Raw genomic sequence first — 15436 nt, 5'->3', positions numbered from 1 at the left:
TCCAGCCGTTTATCTAATCCCTTTATAATAAGGTATATTTGATAAAAAACTTTGGCATACAAAACAACAACTTTAAAGGTGCATTATACTTTACCAAGTTCTGTAGATGCTTTTGCTGCCATTAAGTCATACATTTTTAATACCTGTGCTGCGCTTTGCAAAGACCGCTGACTAACCAGCATGTCTGTCATTTCCTGAACAGGATCCACATTTGATGTTTCCACATACTTCCACATCAACGTAGAGTCTACCGCTCTACCCTGTCCATCTCCGGTGAAAACACCTTCCCCCACTTTTGTTAGATTATCATAGTTATTAAAATCTACCACCTTAAGCTGAGAAACAAGGTTACCCGTTGTATCATAAATCCTACCATCAGGCTCAACACTAAACTCATCCGATGTAATTCGGATTGGGCCATTACTACCATTGACCCTACCAACCCCTTGTAGCATCAAATAGCCATCGTTATCCAAACTAAAGGAGCCATTTCGTGTATACACATTTTGTCCTTGTCTCTGTACCTCAAAAAATCCCCTTCCATTAATGGCAAAATCTAGAGGGCTCCCAGTTTCTTCCCAACCTCCATCCGCAAGGTTGGTAACTGTTTCATAGGGAACCGTAATCATGGACGAATTGCCCAAAGCACTCCCTTGAAAACCTAAAATATTGTTGGCTGTTCTATTCATCACTGCATCTTTAAATGTTCCAGAAACCATTTTATCAGACTTATAGCCACTGGTAGAAACATTGGCCAAGTTATTGCTAATTACATTTAAATTTTTATTCTGTGTAAGCATACTTGATGATAAGTTGTAAAACCCTTTAAACATATTATCCCTCCCCAAAAAATAATTACTCTTGTAGAAACAACCTTAGCTTCCTTAATGCATTGGAATGTATCTGTGAAATTCTAGGCTCACTTACTCCCAGAACAGCTGCAATCTCTTTCATATTTAAATCATGCACATAATGCAGAGAAACCACGAGTTTTTCCCGCTCCCTCAAGCTCTCTAAGCCCAATTTGATTTCCCTTTCTAATTCTAAATTGTCCAGATGGTATTCCGGCATGGTTTCCATATTAGGATTGATAATCTGATTGTTATGCCTGCCGTTTCCCGCTTCCTCCAATAGCATTTCGAAGGAAAGCACATTCATCAGATTTGTTTTCCCCAAATCGTCATAATATTTTTCAACAGGTATGTTCAGGTATTTTGCAATCTCTTCATCTGTCGGCATCCTACCCAATTCAACAAACAATGAATTTGTAGCTTTATCAATGTCCTTTGCAGCCTTTCTTACGCTTCTTGGAACCCAATCATTTTTTCTGGCAATATCAATTACAATCCCTCGAATGCGCTTGGAAATATAGCTTTCAAACTTAACATTCTTATCCATATCAAACTTGTCTATGGAGCTCATTAAAGCAAGCACACCTTCATTCACAATATCATCTACTTGGGTAAATTCGCTATAAACGCCCCGCATTTGTATGGCTACATTTTTCACAATATAAACGTAACGCAAGACCAGCTCATTTTTTATATTCAAATCGCCGGTGATTTTATACTCAGAAAATAGTTCTTCATTTGTCATTTCATTGAATTTTTTCTTCAATATCATTCTCTCGGCTCCTATGTTATAACACAATATTTCCAATTGACTGAATTTGAACATTGTTTGCTATTTCATTAAACGAAATTACACTCACATTGGGATAGAACTGCTCAATTAATCGATAGAAATAAACTCTTACCACATGACTTGTAAGTATTACCGGTTTATGAGATAAATCATTGAATTTCTTTAAATTATCTGCAACCTGCATTAATACCTTTTGTAAAATATCGGGGCTTAATGACAAATACACACCATGCTCGCTTTTTGCCATGCTGGAAACAATTACTTTTTCCAATTCTGCATCCAGCGTTATGACCTTCATCTGTCCAGACTCACAGAACTTACGAGTAATGGTACGCTTTAAGGCTACTCTAATATTTTCTGTTATGAGATCCAAGTCTTTGGTAACTGAGGAGGAATCCACAATTGTTTCGATAATGGTTACTAAGTCCTTAATTGGCACGCCCTCTTTCAGAAGGTTTGATAATATCTTTTGGAAGCTACTATAAGAAATTATATTTGGAAATGCCTCTTCCACTAGCTCAGGAATATTAGCCTTTACATTTTCTATCAGCTGCAGCACCTCAGTTCTGGATAACAGCTCATAAGAATGCTGAGAAACAATCTCCGACATATGTGTCAGCATAACAGAAAGGGGATCAATAACCGTGTATCCATAAATTTCCGCCAATTCTTTATTATCCGGCAAAATCCATTTACTAGGTATACCATAAGCTGGTTCTATTGTCTCAATTCCATCAATTTCACCCACTGGTTCAGAAGGTTCTATGGCTAAATAATAGTCAACAAGGATTTCTCCCGATGCTATTGCTTCACCTTTTATTTTAATGGTATATTGGTTGGGATTTAGGGAGGCACTATCTCTAAGGCGAATGGAAGGAATGACAAATCCCATATCTTGAGCATACTGACGCCTAAAAATAACTATTCTATTGATTAATTTTCCACCGCCTGCATCATCAACCAAAGGAATGAGGCTATAACCAAATTCCATTTCAATTGGCTCCACATTCAACAATGAATAAATATTATTTACATCCTTAAAATACTCTTCTTCCGTTGGCATATCTTGACTAAATTGCGCCTCCGTTGCCTGAGCCTCTTGGGCAATGGCCAGCTTCATATTTCTTTGAACATAAATACCTAAGGAAAGAAGCATTACCGAGGTTAGCAACAACGGCAACGTAGGGGTCCCAGGAATTACTGCAATCATCCCCACCAGGGCTCCACCAATGATAATTGCTTGGGGTTGCGCCAAAAACTGTGCAGCCACATCTGTGTTTAAACTACCATCAGATACCGCTCTTGTTACAATCATTCCCGTAGCAGTAGAAATCAAAAGGGCAGGAATCTGAGAAACAAGGCCATCACCGATGGTTGCAATGGAATAAACCTGCAACACCTCAGAAAAGCTCATGCCCGATTGTACCAAACCAATGATAACACCAGCACAAAAGTTAATCACCGTTATAATGATAGACATGATGGCATCACCCTTAACAATTTTGGTGGCACCATCCATGGCTCCGTAGAAATCTGCTTCTTTCTGAATTTTATACCTTCTGGTTTTTGCCTCATCCTCTGTAATCAAGCCAGAGTTTAAGTCGGCATCAATAGCCATCTGCTTACCCGGCATAGCATCCAAAGTAAATCTTGCTGCAACTTCAGCAACACGTTCAGCACCCTTGGAGATAACAATAAACTGAACTAAAACAATAATGATAAAAATAATCGTACCAACAACGACGTTTCCTTGTAAAACAAAACTACCAAAGGCCGCAATAACTTGGCCCGCGGCACCCTCTTCTGTCAAAATTAATCTGGTAGAGGATACATTCAACCCAAGCCGAAAAAGAGTTGTAATCAAAAGCAGTGAGGGAAAAATGGAAAATTCCAGTGACTCCCTGATGTTCATTGTGATTAATAATATTATGAGGGACACAGAAATATTGATTATAAACAACGTGTCCAACACAAAGGGATTTAACGGAATAATCAGTAGTAATACAATTACTATGACAAATAAGGATACTGAATTTTGAAATAACTTTTTCATATCTCACACCATTTCAATCTATATCAACTTTTTATTCTTCAACTTATACACATAAACAAGAATTTCAGCAACTGTACCATAAAAATCTGCCGGTATTTCTTGGTTTATATCTGTGGTAGCATAGATTGCTCTAGCTAAGGGCTTATTCTCAAGAACATAAATATTGTTCTCTTCCGCCATCTTTATAATTCTAAGTGCAACCTCATCTTGACCTTTTGCCAATAGCGTGGGTGCACCATCTTTTTCAATATCATATTTTAAAGCTACAGCATAATGGGTAGGATTTTTGATGACAACATCAGCCTTTGGAACAGCCTGCATCATACGAGACATGGCCATTTTACGCTGCACATCCTTGATTTTACTCTTAATCTGAGGGTCACCTTCCATTTGCTTATATTCCTCTTTTAACTCTTGCTTAGACATCTTAATTTGCCGTTCGTACTCCCACCATTGGAAAAAGAAATCACATACGGAAATTGCAACAAAGGCTAAGCATATCTTAAAAACTAAGGCCATTGTTAAGTCCATAAGGACAGAACATGATGGAGAAAGATCCATCTGCGTTGTTCTTGTAATTGTCAATAAACTATCGGAAATAAAAGAATAAAGGATAACAATAAGAATCGTGATTTTTATAATGCCTTTTATGACATCAAACAAACTTTTTAAGGAAAATAATCTTTTTATCCCCTGCAGAGGATTGATTCTGTTAAATTTCGGCTTCAAACTGTCTGCGACAAAAAGGGGTTTTGTCTGTGCAACCGTCGCCAAAATAGATAATAATATTGAAATGCATACAATAGGAGCCACAATTTGCAGGAAAGCAAGCATTGTTTCTTTTGTAATTACCATTACAAAGTCTTCTGTAATGTCAGATTTGGTTTGGGCATACCCAAAAGCTTTATAAAGAAAGTCCTTTACATTCGCTATTATCTGAGGGAACATAAGCTTCAAAGCAAAGAAAGTCCCCACTAGGGATATCACTGTAATAACATCCTTGCTAATTAGGACATTACCTTTCTTTCTCTCGTCTTGCCTTCGCTTGGGCGTGGCCTTTTCGGTTTTGGAATCGCCCGCCAATGTTCTCCCCCCTCTTTGAAGCCTTTCCTTTTAAATGATACAATTTTGTTTACAAAATAGCCCTATGCTAACCAAAAGGCTCATAAGTTCGTTACATTGAGGCATTGACGAAAATAAACATCGTATTTTTATATCGATGTTAGACCATGTGCGTCAAAATATCTCTGATACTATCTACCATTACAACTATCAATTGGTTCAAAAAATCTGCCATTGGGGAAAATACAAGCAATAATAACATGAGTCCCACAAAAATTTTAAGCTGAATATCTACAATAAAAACATTGATTTGGGGGATTGCTTTCATCAAAATGCCCATTCCCACAGCACAAAGAAATTCAATTGCAATTATAGGGAAGGCCATCTTTAACGCCAATTCAGAACAAAGGATAAATGTATCCAACACTGACTGGGCCAAATCCTGTCCTAGTATTACTTGCCCATAAGGTATCACATTGCTAGAGTTTACTAAAATATGAATGATTGCCAGATGTGCATCCGTAGCAAAAAACAAAAACATAAACAAAATATTATAATATGTAGCACTTAATGCAATAGAGGCATTACTTTGAACATCAAATATTTTTGACATTGATATACCCATCTGCATATCAATCATTTCTCCTGCAAAAATAATGACATATAAAAACAAACTAATCAGAAACCCTACAGCAAACCCAGCCGCAAATTCTTTCATCAGAACAACACCATACTCAAGCATCCCTGAAAATTGAATTTGCTGTTGGGGCATTGAGATAAATACAATCATGGTCAAAGCAAGGACTAATCCGGATTTTACGATTGAGGGAACATTTTTTCTTCCAAAAATAGGGTTTAGGAAAATAAACCCCGACATCCTCATTAATACCAATGAGAAAAATACAAAATTATCGAAATAATCCATCTGTCCAAAGCCTCCGAATTACATTCAAATACAAACTGTATCCCAAAAAAACTGATTGAAACGCCCATAAAAGTTCAAACCTTGAAAATGCTGTGCTATTTTTTTAAAAGCTTGTCCTGAATTTTAGAATGCAGCTTCTATGTTACGAATCAAATCATGAGGCCAAAAACTTGATACAAGAAATCCTGTAACGTTTCAAGCATCCAAGGCCCGCACACCAAACAGACAAATACAATTAGCAATACTTTGGGAACAAAGGTAATTGTTTGCTCATGAATCTGTGTTGCAGCTTGTATGATAGATATGAAAACGCCAACAACCATACTTAAAATCAAAATTGGTCCACCAATTTTTAACGCAACAACGATTGCAGAACGCATAATGTCTAGAACTTCTCCATTCGTCATTAATTATCCCCCTAACTAATTAAAACCTTTAATCAATGTAGAGAATAACAACTGCCAACCGTTCACCGTAATAAATAATAAAATTTTAAACGGCAGAGAAATCATAGCCGGCGGCAACATAATCATACCCATTGACATAAGTGTACTGGATACTACGATATCGATCAAAAGGAATGGGAGGAATAAAAGAAACCCAATAATAAAGGCTCTTTTTAACTCACTGGTAATAAACGATGGTATGATTACTGTTAATGGTAAATCTTCATAGTTTTCTGTGATTTCTTCCCCCGAGAATTCCATAAACATATCTAAGGTATCTACTTCTGTTTGTTTTAGCATAAAAGTTTTCATAGGGACAGAGGCTTTTTCTATTGCCTCAGAAGCAGATATCTGCTCATTTTTATATGGTATGTATGCATTTTCATTTATTTGACTCAGCACAGGAGACATAATAAATAACGTAAGAAAGAGTGAAATGCCCACTAAAACTGTATTTGGTGGTGTTTGCTGCATTCCCAAAGCATTTCTCAAAAAAGACATCACGATGATGATTCTAGTAAATGACGTCATCATGATGACAATTGAAGGTAACAGCGAAATAACCGTAACCATTAAAAATAGCTCCAAGGTCTGGATTCCGCCGCCATTTATATTAATAAAAGCTTCGTTCATAATAAACTCCTTCATTTTTTAAATACATAAAACCAAGTAAACCCTATCCCTATGAATCAGCATTTCCTACTTCTTTCGATTGACAAAATACTGTGTCAAGACCTCTTTAAAATCATGGTCTTTGTAACCTTGGACTTCATCCAAAATATTAAATGTCCCCTCTTGAACACCATCTAACTCTTTTATTAACCCAATTCCATTTTGAGATACAGATAATAAATAATAGCTTTTTTCCACCTTAACGATAATAATGGACTTGTCCTGCGTAATAGAAAGTTTATCCACAACTTCCATATGCTTAGAACCTCCATACCTCATGGTTTTTGTTCCAACATATTTGGTGAACCAATAACTCAAAAAGAGAATCAATATTACCGATAAAAAAGTGATAAAAATCATAAAGAAATCTTCAAAAATCAGACTCTCCTCCTACCCAATTTAACCAAGTACAGTTGTAACTGTCTTTAAAATTCTATCGGGTTTAAAAGGCTTTACAATAAAGTCCTTTGCGCCTGATTTAATTGCTTCAATTACCATAGCTTCCTGCCCCATAGCTGAACACATAACTACATTTGCATTGGGATCTATTTGCTTAATTGCCTTCAGTGCACCCAGTCCATCCATATTTGGCATAGTAATATCCATAATTACTAAATCAGGTCTAATTTCCGAGTACTTTGCTACTGCTTCAACACCGTCAGCAGCCTCATATATATCACTATACCCATTTTTTGTTAGTGCATCTTTAATCATCATTCTCATGAAAGAAGCATCATCAACCAATAAAATTTTAGACATTGTAATCATTCCATCCTTTCCCTATTTCAGCCTGTCTTCTCATATCTTTCTTAAAACCTCTGTTACACGTACGCCAAAATTATCGTCTACTACAACAACGTCACCCTTGGCAATACATTGACCGTTTACATAAATATCAACTTGCTCTCCAGCAAGTTTATCTAAAACGATAAGGGATCCTTTATTATATTCCAAAATTTCTCGTACATTTTTTTTCGTGCGCCCAATTTCAACGGAAATTTCTAGAGGTACCCCCATAATCAAATCTAAGTTTTCCGTTCTCTCCTGACAGGCATTTCCTTCTTCCTGATTATGCAATTCAGCATTTGGTCTAACATTAATTACCCTTGGCTGTGTATGCCCACTATGGGCTTGTGGCACATAAGCTGGTTCCGCGCTAACGCTTGCCGGTGTAGTCTGTACCCGCGGTGGTTCAGGATTAATAGGTTTCGCCTCTGACTTCGTAGGCTCAGGTTGCACCTGTGCGCTTGCATTTGTTTCAAAGTTCTGAGATAGCAATTTTTCAATTTCCTCTTGAGACATCATTCTACTAGATGATTCTTGGGAAGGTTCTGGTTCTAGAAATCTTTCATAGCTCATCTTTTCAGATGATGCTTTTGGTGCAGGCTCCTCAGCCCCTGTAGGTGCAGGCTCCTCCATAGCAAGCCCAAAGCATGACAACAACTTTCTAGCCAAGTCTACTGTCATAATATTTAGAAACTCGCTTTCCAGTGCGTTTTCAACCTTCAGCGAAAAACTAACAACAACCATAGGCTCATTTTCTAATAAGTACTTATCGCTAAACTCTGCAACAGTATTTATTTCAAACGAGTTGGGAGTAGAGATATTTACAGGTTCATCCAACAATTCAGCCAACGCCGTGGATGATGCGCCCATCATTTGATTCATGACCTCGCAGATTGCACTTAAGTTTATTTCGTTAAGTTCAAATTCCTCATCAGGATATTCCATCCCCATTAAAATTTCTACGATTACCTTTACATCATGCCTTTTTAAAAGCATAATATTATTTCCTTTTAAACCTGACACATACGTAATTTCTACGCCAACAGCTGGTTCCATATAGGAAAACTCAAAATCTTCCTTACTTGATATCATTACATTTGGAACAGTTATATCCACTCTTCTATCAAGCATCGTAGAGACAGCTGTGGCCGATGCCCCAAGACTAATATTTAGTATTTCGCCAATGGCGTCCATCTCTAAAGAGTTAAAAATCTTTTCGTCCATAACTATAAATCGCCCCCTTTTGCTATAATTAATGTTTATTTGTTTCACTTATTCTCACTGCCAAATTTTTATTTTGAACACCTAGCTTGCCGTGAAACCAGATATTATCTTCAACAAAAACATCGACAAATGAGTCTTGGGGTCTATTCATATTTATAATGTCACCCTTTTTAAGATCGAAAATATCTTGTAGCATTACAGTTGCGTCTCCGATTTTAGCTGTTACCTCTAAATTGGAGTCCTTTATAAATTCGAAAATATCTTTAGATGTTTTATCTTCTGCAGCTCCAGCGTTTTTACCATTGGATGATTTCTTGCTTTCTAAGACTCCAAAAATATTTGTGAGCAATGTGCTGGGGATACAAATATTGATTTTCCCAGCCACATCATTAATAATTACCTCAATAACAACAATTACCACTATTTCATCCATCCCAATTTCTTGTAACAACCCATGGGATGTCTCTACTTTTTCAATTTCAAAGTTTAAATCCAGATAATTTGACCACCCATCCTTCATCACAGAGACCAAATAACGAGCAATATTTTCATAAAGCAAAAGTTCGATATCTGTATATGCATAAAGGGATGAAACATTTTGTGGTTCATCCCCCTTACCACCTAACATTCGGTCAATCATGCTAAGCATTAAAGGTGTGGTTATATGCATATAAACCATTCCACTTCCTTCTTGGTTTTGCAAAGCAGCACTCACCAATGTTAGAGCGTCATTGTCAGATAGGGCATTGCTAAATTCATAGTAACGTTCCTCTTCCACAGTAATAAGAGAAACTTGAGTTGATGCTCTTAATAAGCTGTTTAACCTAGAAGACACTAGTCTGCAATAATTTTCATGGGTGTTTTTAATTATATTTAATTTGTCCTTAGTATACTTCTTCGGACTATAGAAATCATATTTACGGTATTTGTCGCCAGGCTCTGTGTAGACTTTAGTTTCCACATTGCCGCCTCCAATTACAGACGCCAGCAATTCGTCTATCTGACTCTGGCTTAATACTTCAGACATTTATAGCACTCACCCCTACCCCTAAATATATGGCCATCAGCCCTTTTTGACACAATCTAAACATTTGACCTAACCACAAACCAAATATTTCAAAACAAAAAGAACGTTTGCTTTTTTTGTTTTTTTTAATTTTGTACTTGTGTAGAATCAATGCCGTACACCTCATTATAGTAGTTATCTAACGTTCTAACAACACTATCATTTTTTGTTATGATTATTTCTACACGCCTATTTTTGGCTCTGCTCTCCCGTGTTTCAAAAGAACTGCAAGGTCTGAACTGACCAAATCCGCTAGAAACTAATTTTTCAGGACCAATGATATTTTTCCTTTGGATATAGACCAAAACTTCTGATGCTCGATTGGATGATAAAAATCTATCACTCTCCACCTCATTGGGTTCTGTCGGGCTTGCCTGAGAGGTATGCCCTAAAATTTGGATTTCACCAACAGATTGATTTACATCCTCTATTGCATAACACAAATTATCAAGAACTTCCTTACCCTCATCTTTCAATGTGTAGCTATCACCATCAAAAAAGATATTATTTCGAAATGTGATAAATGTAAACCCATCGCCCTTTGTAACCTCGACATCCGCATCTAGCCCTTGTGTTTCTACATATTTAGATAGCCTATAGTATAGTTCGTCAAACTCATCGTTAAACTGGGTTTCCAAACCATCACCGTTAAAACCGCCTTCCACATCATAGTTTCCTAGGCTACCGTCAGCATTCTCAACAATCTGACTTACCTCTTTATCGGTGGGATTAAAACTTTTAACAATTTTCTCCCACTTTGCACTATCAACGGAGGATATCGAATAAAGCAATACAAAGAAACAAAGAAGAAGTGTAACCATATCGCTATACGTATTCAACCATTCGTTGGAAATTCCACCTTTTCTACGTTTTTTCATAACCCTCACCTTCATTAAACAATAAACACTATATAAGCATCTACTCTAAAGCCTTTCCTGTTGGATTAATCCTCATCTTCAGCTCCGTCACCTTTGCCTTTTTTCTTTTTACCGTTCTTTTCATATTGGGGCAAATAGGTAATCAATTTTTCCTTTAAGAAAGTTGGATTTTCACCCGCTTGAATGGCTAGAATTCCTTCTATAATTATTTTTCTGCATAGCAGTTCTTCGTCACTTCTCACTTGCAGTTTTTTTGCGATAGGCATAAAAAATAAGTTGGCAAGTAATGAACCATAGAACGTTGTAATCAAAGCAATGCCCATATTTGTGCTGATGCCATCTGCACCATCTTCCATATTCATAGACATCAACATATTAACCAAACCAATCAAAGTACCTACCATACCAAAAGCTGGCGCATAACTGGCCCCTTTTTCATAAAACTCGATAATTTCGCTATGTCGTTCTTCGATATGATCCATAGTGTTATTTAAAATTTCATTTACCTGCTGCGGTGTGGTTGAATCCACAATCAACATTAATCCCTCACGAAAAAAGGGATCTTGCATAGAATTAGCTTTTTCTTCTAATGCAAGAAGTCCATTTTTACGTGCAATAATCGCCAGCTCATGTAATTCATCTATAAATTCCATAGGGTTATATGGATTTTTCATGATAATTTTAAATTGTTTTGGTAACTGTTTCAAAACTCTAGCGGGATAGCTGGCAATTAATGCTGCAAATGTTCCACCAATTACGATAAGAACACTAGAAAAATCCCAAAAATTTCCCAAATTTTCTAATTTGATACCGAAAACAACCAGGGCAAAACCGGCTATGACCCCTATAAACGTTGTTAAGTCCATAATACGCCTCCAAAATCACTAATCCTATTGAACCAATTTAAGGCCTACACCTTTGGGTGTATATTCAAAGAATGCGTTAACATTAAATATTCAACTGCCTTTTGAATAATTTCATCCGGAGTCTCTCTCACTATGTAAAAACTTAAATTATGTAGAATTATTTTTGATTCTGGGATAGATTCGATAGCTACAATCTGTTCACAATTTAATACAAACTTTTCCCCATTAAGCTTTGTTAGTCTTATCATAAAACCCCTCCTGAGATGGCCATAGCTGCTTTTAGTATTTCCGCCGCCGGTAATTATATGTAAATTTAACCAGCATCTGTAAAACTTTATTCAAGCACTCAACATAAAACCATTTTGTAACTTAGATGGTATAAGATGTTGTTGTTTTAGTTCCATAATATGCCCAAAATAGCTAGCTTGTACCTATATTTACTAAACTGATCCATACCCGATACTGAAATAATAGGTATATTCTAAGCCTTCTTGATCTCTTGAATAGCTTAAAACAGCAAACCGCAACCAGTTTGGCAGCGGTTTACACCATATTTTATAAAGTTATCGCCCTAAAATATAGTTACGTTTCATTAGCGTTTAATATTTACAAGTTCTTGTAACATTTCGTCTGTAACAGAAATGATTCTTGTGTTAGCCTGAAAACCTCTTTGAGTCGTAATCATTTCAGAAAATTCTTTTGCCAAATCAACATTAGACATTTCCAGACCATAGTTTACAATCTTTCCGGTTGTGCCTTTACCGGGTTCATAGGGTAAAACAAAACCTGTATTTTCACGAATTGAGTAATAAGGTCCTTGGGTTTTCTCCAATGCATTGGGGTTGGGCACATTAGCCAGTGAAATCATGCCAACTGTCCTGCTTTCTCCGTCAGAATCGTTGCCGACAACTTCACCAGTTTTGGAAATACTAACGCTATTTAACTTCATTGGTGTGCTAGTATCAGCTGGAGGATTGCTGCTATCAATGATTCCACTTTCATCTACATAAGGTACACGTAAAGGCACCAAAACATCACGATTCGTCGTGCCATCGTCTCTTATTCCATAGCCATAAACCACATTGCCACTACCATCACATAGATAGCCATCTCCATCAAAAGCAAAGTTACCAACCCTGGTCAAGTAGGTGCCGCTTAACGCCTGTGAAACCTCCTCAGGAGTAGCACCATCTAATGCAATGCCATCGGGATTTTTAGGTCCCACTATAAAGAAACCCTGACCGTCAATCATACAATCCATGGCGCTATCCGTTGGTGCATAAGCACCATTGGAAAACATTAAGTCAACCGTTCCCACCTGAGATCCATAACCTACTTGCGAAGGATTAGAACCACCAAAAATATCATTACCATTGCTTGAAGATGATGTAGTTTGATAAATTGATTCCTTAAAAGTTACTCTACCAGCCTTATAACCATAAGTATTTACATTGGCAATGTTATTACCAATAACGTCCATTTTTTGCTGATGCGCACGAAGACCCGCAATTCCCGAAAACATTGATTTTACCATAATAAAAGTACTCCTCTCTCTACCCCTAACCGTTGATTAATAGTTGATCTAGCAAACTGACATTATGTGTTCATATATTAACTAGTATTTGTCTGGGAATTTAGTTGGAATGCATCCATTTTTTGGGTGCAGTTTTTCACAGTATTTCTGTGTTCTCCCCACTACCTTCTGGAGTTGATGGTATAGAATCTGGCGTTATGCCAGGTTCTTCTATGCCGCCGCCATCACCTTCACCTTCGGTTTCAGGTAACTTGCCAACCGCCATAATTTGTGATAAACGATAGCTTTTTCCATCTACGAATATAACCTGTTCACCACCATATACTCCCGTGGCAGTAACATTACCAAAAACCTCTTTTATCTTACCGTCATTACCAACCTCACCAATTGTAACCTCTTTGCCCACCAATGAGGCAGCATATGCTATTACAGAAACATTCGTGATCTCGCTAATCGCCTGAATTGTAGACATTAATGTGAGCTGGCTCATAAATTCACTCTGGTCCATGGGGTTTGTCATATCCTGATTTTGAAGCTGTGCCGCCATCAGCTTAAAAAAGTCATCCATTTCTAAGCTGCTTTTCCCCTTAACTTCTGAAGTGATTGTCTGATTACTTGTAGTTGTCTTTCCTGTATATGGAATACTTGTCATAAAACTATTAACACTGGACATTTTACACCTCCGCACCATTGGCGTCCTCAATACCTAAGCGTAACTTTTGAACAAAGTCTAAGTTAGGTTGTTCCTGGTCTTTTTTCCTTTGTTGCGAATCTCCTTGATAATGTCCATTATTTCCTCTGCCATCAAAGTTCTCGCTATTTGTATTCTGACCATTTGTTTTGTCATGGTTTAAATTCACATTAACATCCTGCATTAGGCTAGATTGCACAATCTTTGATAAAGAATCCAAATTGGAAGCCAATAATGTCTTTGTTCCCTCATTTGAACAGTTTAAAGAAACAGAAATTTTCCCTTTGTTTATAAAGAACTCTACGTCTATCTCTCCAAGATTTTTGGGGTTTAAGGTGATATTGACTTTTTGCACTACATCATTCACCTTCTCAACAATCATATTGCCTATTTCTTCTGCAACCTGCTTCCACGATGAGTCTAAAGATGGCTCACCAACTTTTATGATAACAAAATTATCGTCTATCCCACTTGAATTCATTAACTTCTGCCCAGTAGGTGTTAGTGTCTGATTATCTATGTCATTATTTTCTTTTGCTAAACCAGGTGATAAATTTTGTTCTGCAAAGGCGGAATTCTGATTTTGAGAAGTCCCATGATTTTGTTTCTTTACCATAGAATGAGGTGCAGTTTCTTGCTTTACTACAACATCAGTGGTTTGTCCACTATGTTCCTCTAATGGAGCTTGTAAGGTTTGTATATGTATTGTTTTTTGGCTCACCAGTGTATCTAATTTCCCAGTAACAACTGTAGGCGTTTTTGTGCCTTCCAGTACAGGTAGTGAGCTACTTCCCGTTGCTAGTAAATCCCCTTTAGTGGTATTACTTTTCACACCTTGAATAGGATCCGTCTCTGCTTGACTGCCCATGGAAAGATTTACAATCTTTACAAGTTGAAGAGAATCCAGGATGCCAGCCGAATTGGTGACAACAGATTCCAGATGGGCGATTTTAATTTCATCGTCCTTTTCTTCTGCACTTTCTCCACAATTGAAGATTTCCCCATTAGAACCAGCTGCATTTTTCTCCTCTTTTTTGACCTGATTGTTCTTTTCTTTCAGCTTAGTGTCTGATGATACACTCTTTATCATATCCTTAAAACTATCTTCAGACTTGTTACCTTTTGACGTCATACCAACCTTATTGCTTTCGGGTATACCCTTGCTTGCCGAAACAAAACAAGTATTCAAGCGCCCACCTCCATAATTTTCTTCAGGTATATTTAATTTTTCAGCTCTACTGCCTATCTAATGTTCAGTAACAATCCCAGTAAAAAATTTTGGCCCGTCTCACTACGTCCTTTTATATAATTAAAAGCAAGATACCTTTTTGTACCCACAAAGACTGATTTTTTTCACTTGTACATATAATTTTCAAAAAATAATAATATTCATCTGGATTGAAAGTTTCTAAAACTCCATGTATATTTATTTGCTTTTTACCCTAGTAAGAAAATTCTGCTCTCTAGATCATAAAAACATCCACATATGTTAGCATTTATGTTAAGTTGCATTTCATTTTGTTGCAAAATAACAATTATTTAATAATAATCACATTTTATTAATACTATATCAAATTTCATGCATAAAA

17 protein-coding genes are annotated in these 15436 nt (G+C 36.8%); all 17 read right to left on the bottom strand.

The genetic code is table 11. The features are described from left to right. Positions 1-83: 83 nt before the first annotated feature. The 17 genes from ABVZ64_RS07140 to ABVZ64_RS07060 all read right to left on the bottom strand — a co-directional run bounded on the left by ABVZ64_RS07140 (position 84) and on the right by ABVZ64_RS07060 (position 15036). Entirely contained in the window at positions 84-833 is a 750-nt protein-coding gene (locus tag ABVZ64_RS07140) for a flagellar hook-basal body protein (protein ID WP_352400344.1), read from the bottom strand. Positions 834-855: 22 nt separating this feature from the next. Then, the gene (locus tag ABVZ64_RS07135) at positions 856-1623 is read right to left on the bottom strand and encodes a sigma-70 family RNA polymerase sigma factor (protein ID WP_352400343.1); all 768 of its coding nucleotides are present in this window, start codon (positions 1621-1623) and stop codon (positions 856-858) included. 16 nt (positions 1624-1639) lie between these two features. After that, positions 1640-3697 carry a flagellar biosynthesis protein FlhA gene (gene flhA / locus ABVZ64_RS07130; RefSeq protein ID WP_352400342.1) on the bottom strand — a complete coding sequence of 686 codons (2058 nt, stop codon included), beginning with the start codon at positions 3695-3697 and terminating at the stop codon, positions 1640-1642. Positions 3698-3715: 18 nt separating this feature from the next. Then, positions 3716-4780: a flagellar biosynthesis protein FlhB gene (flhB, locus tag ABVZ64_RS07125; RefSeq protein WP_352400341.1), complete on the bottom strand. Its 1065-nt coding sequence runs from the start codon at positions 4778-4780 to the stop codon at positions 3716-3718. 139 nt (positions 4781-4919) lie between these two features. Continuing rightward, a complete protein-coding gene (locus ABVZ64_RS07120) occupies positions 4920-5684 on the bottom strand; it encodes a flagellar biosynthetic protein FliR (RefSeq protein ID WP_352400340.1) in 765 nt (254 codons plus the stop codon). 149 nt (positions 5685-5833) lie between these two features. Further along, entirely contained in the window at positions 5834-6091 is a 258-nt protein-coding gene (fliQ, locus tag ABVZ64_RS07115) for a flagellar biosynthesis protein FliQ (RefSeq protein ID WP_352400339.1), read from the bottom strand. Positions 6092-6106: 15 nt separating this feature from the next. Further along, positions 6107-6763: a flagellar type III secretion system pore protein FliP gene (fliP, locus tag ABVZ64_RS07110; protein WP_352400338.1), complete on the bottom strand. Its 657-nt coding sequence runs from the start codon at positions 6761-6763 to the stop codon at positions 6107-6109. A 66-nt stretch (positions 6764-6829) separates the two neighbouring features. After that, positions 6830-7162, bottom strand: coding sequence for a flagellar biosynthetic protein FliO (locus ABVZ64_RS07105; RefSeq protein ID WP_352400337.1), 333 nt, complete (start codon positions 7160-7162; stop codon positions 6830-6832). A 39-nt stretch (positions 7163-7201) separates the two neighbouring features. Next, entirely contained in the window at positions 7202-7561 is a 360-nt protein-coding gene (locus ABVZ64_RS07100; RefSeq protein WP_352400336.1) for a response regulator, read from the bottom strand. Between the two features lie 39 nt (positions 7562-7600). After that, the gene (gene fliY, locus ABVZ64_RS07095) at positions 7601-8812 is read right to left on the bottom strand and encodes a flagellar motor switch phosphatase FliY (protein ID WP_352400335.1); all 1212 of its coding nucleotides are present in this window, start codon (positions 8810-8812) and stop codon (positions 7601-7603) included. Positions 8813-8840: 28 nt separating this feature from the next. Next, entirely contained in the window at positions 8841-9839 is a 999-nt protein-coding gene (locus ABVZ64_RS07090; protein WP_352400334.1) for a flagellar motor switch protein FliM, read from the bottom strand. Between the two features lie 125 nt (positions 9840-9964). Further along, a complete protein-coding gene (locus ABVZ64_RS07085; RefSeq protein WP_352400333.1) occupies positions 9965-10756 on the bottom strand; it encodes an OmpA/MotB family protein in 792 nt (263 codons plus the stop codon). Positions 10757-10821: 65 nt separating this feature from the next. Continuing rightward, a complete protein-coding gene (locus ABVZ64_RS07080) occupies positions 10822-11622 on the bottom strand; it encodes a motility protein A (protein ID WP_352400332.1) in 801 nt (266 codons plus the stop codon). Between the two features lie 44 nt (positions 11623-11666). Continuing rightward, entirely contained in the window at positions 11667-11870 is a 204-nt protein-coding gene (locus tag ABVZ64_RS07075) for a flagellar FlbD family protein (RefSeq protein ID WP_352400331.1), read from the bottom strand. A gap of 344 nt (positions 11871-12214) precedes the next feature. Then, on the bottom strand, positions 12215-13156 hold the full coding sequence (locus tag ABVZ64_RS07070; protein ID WP_352400330.1) for a flagellar hook-basal body complex protein: 942 nt from the start codon (positions 13154-13156) through the stop codon (positions 12215-12217). Positions 13157-13292: 136 nt separating this feature from the next. Next, positions 13293-13829, bottom strand: a complete 537-nt coding sequence (locus ABVZ64_RS07065; protein WP_352400329.1) for a flagellar hook assembly protein FlgD — start codon at positions 13827-13829, stop codon at positions 13293-13295. A gap of 1 nt (position 13830) precedes the next feature. After that, positions 13831-15036, bottom strand: coding sequence for a flagellar hook-length control protein FliK (locus tag ABVZ64_RS07060; protein ID WP_352400328.1), 1206 nt, complete (start codon positions 15034-15036; stop codon positions 13831-13833). Positions 15037-15436 lie beyond the last annotated feature (400 nt).

It is taken from the genome of Anaerotignum sp. (assembly GCF_040307045.1).
GTDB lineage: Bacteria > Bacillota > Clostridia > Lachnospirales > Anaerotignaceae > Chakrabartyella.
This window is presented reverse-complemented; position numbering and strand designations above follow the sequence as displayed.